The sequence below is a fragment of the Sphingobium sp. genome, assembly GCF_035511395.1.
In the GTDB taxonomy this organism is placed as follows: domain Bacteria; phylum Pseudomonadota; class Alphaproteobacteria; order Sphingomonadales; family Sphingomonadaceae; genus Sphingobium.
On the sequence record NZ_DATKFP010000353.1, the window covers coordinates 1 to 3,084 of the forward strand.

The following is a 3,084-nucleotide window of genomic DNA, read 5'->3' on the forward strand; positions in this document are numbered from 1 at the left end:
GGGCACCGAGGAGCTTCTCGACCATGGCGTCCACCACCGGGTCGGCGATGCCCGCGTAGTTCTTGCTGCCTTTCACGGAGGCCTGGCTGGAGTGGAAGTAGAGCGACTGCTCCAGTCCGGGGCTGAGGGTCTGGGCCAGGGACGATCTGGATCAGTTCGTCCGTGGTGATGCCGGGATTGTCGATATAGGCAAGGCAGGCGCGCAGTACTTCGCCCAGGTTGTGCGGCGGTATGTTGGTCGCCATGCCGACCGCGATGCCGCCCGCGCCGTTGACCAGCAGGTTCGGGAAGCGCGCCGGCAGCACCTGCGGCTCGTTTTCCGAGGCGTCATAGTTGGGCTGGAAATCGACCGTGTCCTTGTCGAGATCGTCCAGCAGCGCGGTCGCCACCTTGGCGAGCCGCGCTTCGGTATAACGCATGGCGGCCGGCGGATCGGGGTCCATCGAACCGAAATTGCCCTGGCCGTCGATCAGCGGAACGCGCATCGACCAATCCTGGGTCATGCGGGCCAATGCGTCGTAGATCGAGCTGTCGCCGTGCGGGTGGTATTTACCCATCACTTCACCGACCAGACGGGCCGACTTGCGATAGGGGCGGTTGTAGACGAAGCCCGATTCCTGGGCCGAGAAGAGAATGCGGCGATGCACCGGCTTCAGCCCGTCACGCACGTCCGGCAGGGCGCGGGCGACGATGACCGACATGGCGTAATCGAGATAGCTGGTCTTCATCTCCTCGACGATGGAGATGGGGCTGATATCCGAAGGGTCGGCGAGGGCAGTCTCGTCGGTCAATGCGATTCTCTTTTTTGGATGGATGCGTTCGTTGCTGATGCACTAGCCCAGCGAAACAAATCTGTCACCCCTCGCGCGCGCTCGCGCGCCTGCGTGTGCAGCCAAGGCGGTATGCCGCGTGACGAATATTTGCGGGCGGAACGAAGGGGGCGCATAACTGTTGCAAAATGCGACAAGATAGGCTTGTTCAATGCCCATTCACGCGCCGGCCCCTAATCGGCGCTTAACCCCGAAAGGTCGCCTGATACCCCTGACAGGCGCGCAAAGGAGATGAGGATCATGCGTTTTGTTACCCCGGTGGCGCTCGCGCTGGCTCTGGCGCTGACGGGCGGTGCCGTTTCGGCGCCCGCCTTTGCCGCGAAGAAGGAAGAGAAGAAGGCCGGCCCGAAGCTCAACGTGTCGCCCGACGTGATCAAGGCGCTCCAGACCGCGCAGGCCGCCGCTGAGAAGCAGGACTTCGCGGGCGCCAAGGCCGCGCTGGCTGAGGCCGACAGCATGGCGCAGTCGAACGACGACAAATATCAGATCGGTGCGATCAAGCTGAACACGTCGATCCAGTCCAAGGATGCGGCGATGCAAGGCGAAGCGCTGACCCAGATGCTGGATAGTGGTCTCACCCCGCCGGAACAGGCCGGTCAGTTCAACGCCATCGCGGCCGACCAGGCGTTGCAAGCGAAAAATTACGACCTCGCCATCCAGCGCGGTGAAGCCGCTCTTGCGGCCGGTTACAAGACGGAGCAGGTTCAGCCGACTCTGGCGCAGGCCTATTTCGGCAAGGCTGGTACCACCAACACGTCGGCCGAGCCCGCGCGCGGTCTGACCCAGAAGGGCCTTGCTGCGCTCAAGGCTGCGGCGGATGCGACGAAGGCGTCGGGGCAGCAGCCGCCTGCGCAGTGGTATCAGATTGGCGTCGGTCGCGCTGAGGCGGCGAAGCTGCCGGAAGTGACCGAATGGGCAACCATGGCCTATCAGGCTGAACCGAGCGGCCAAAACCTCCGCACGCTGGTCCGCCTGTTCCAGCGCGCCAATCCGACCATTTCAAACCGAGAAAATCTCGACGTTCTGCGCCTGCTTGGCGCTTCCGACGGCCTAGTGATCGCCGCCGACTATACCGAATATGCCGAAATGGCATCGAAGACCGGCATCTACGGCGAAGTGAAGTCGGTGATCGACAAAGGCCGCGCGAAGGGGGTGTTGAACGCCAGCGCGGGCGGTGATGTCTATCAGCCCGCCGTGGCCAAGATCGCCGGCGATAAAGGCTCGCTGGGTTCGGCTGAAGCCGATGCGCAGAAGGCTGCCAACGGCAAGATCGCGGCGGCCACTGCCGACGCCTATCTGGGCTATGGCGATTATGCCAAGGCGGTAACGATGTTCGAACTGGCCAAGCAGAAGGGTGGCGTCGACGCCGACGAGGTGAATACGCGCCTCGGCATCGCCAAGACGCTGGGGGGCGACACCGCCGGTGCCAAGGCGGCATTCCAGGCAGTTCAGGCCGGTTCGCGCAAGCAGGTCGCCAGCCTCTGGCTGGCGTATCTCGGTACCAAGGGCGCCTGATCCCGTTGTGCGCTGCCGCTTGCGTGCGGCAGCGCACAGGATCGCTGGTTGAGGTTATGATGCCGGTTGGTTCCGGCATGGATTATTTGGGGGAGGCCGGGGCGGCCATGCATAAATTGAAGGTTATTTCGGGCGGGCTGTCCATGGTGGCAGCTGCGGCTATGTTGGCTGGAACGCCTGCCTTGGCAAAGAAGAAGCTGGTGGTAGCCGGGCCGCCGATTACCATGTCGGATGCATTTCGCGCCAATGTCCAGTCCGCCGAAGCAGCACTGAAGGCGCGAGACGTGGCGACGGCGTCGACGCAGATCAGCAGCCTTATGCCCGCCACCGATTTCGAGGCCTATGTCGCGGCCGGTCTTCGCTACCAGCTTGCGGTGCAGAAGCGCGACGTACAGGCGCAGCGGATTGCGTTGACCGACCTGTTCAAGACGACGGCTGTGCCCAAGACGGACGCGCCGCGGCTGCGCTACACGGCTGGCTATCTGTCCTACGTCGTCGGCAATTATGATGACGCGATCGCGCAGCTCGATTACGCCAAGACGTTGGGCTATGATGGCGTTGACGCCTCCATGTTGCGCGCCGACATTGCGATGCGTCGCAACAAGCCCAAGGACGCGCGGCCATATCTTCAGGCCGCCATCGTGCAGAAGCGTGCTTCGGGTGAACCGGTGCCCTTGCCATGGATCGATCGCGGCATTTCGATGGCTTATCAGGCAGGCGACTGGGCTGAAGTTAGCCA

At 63.2% G+C, this 3,084-nt stretch carries 2 protein-coding genes and 1 pseudogene; 2 read left to right on the forward strand and 1 reads right to left on the reverse strand.

Annotation, left to right across the window (positions count from 1 at the left end; genetic code table 11):
• On the reverse strand, window positions 1-791 hold a 791-nt coding region (locus tag VMR39_RS24465), incomplete at its 3' end, for a DNA gyrase subunit A (protein ID WP_325420122.1).
• Window positions 792-1,070: 279 nt separating this feature from the next.
• Here VMR39_RS24465 and VMR39_RS24470 point away from each other — a divergent pair.
• Both VMR39_RS24470 and VMR39_RS24475 read left to right on the forward strand, forming a co-directional pair.
• Window positions 1,071-2,345: a hypothetical protein gene (locus VMR39_RS24470; RefSeq protein WP_325420124.1), complete on the forward strand. Its 1,275-nt coding sequence runs from the start codon at window positions 1,071-1,073 to the stop codon at window positions 2,343-2,345.
• 107 nt (window positions 2,346-2,452) lie between these two features.
• Window positions 2,453-3,084, forward strand: a pseudogene (locus VMR39_RS24475) (hypothetical protein); the annotation flags it as partial.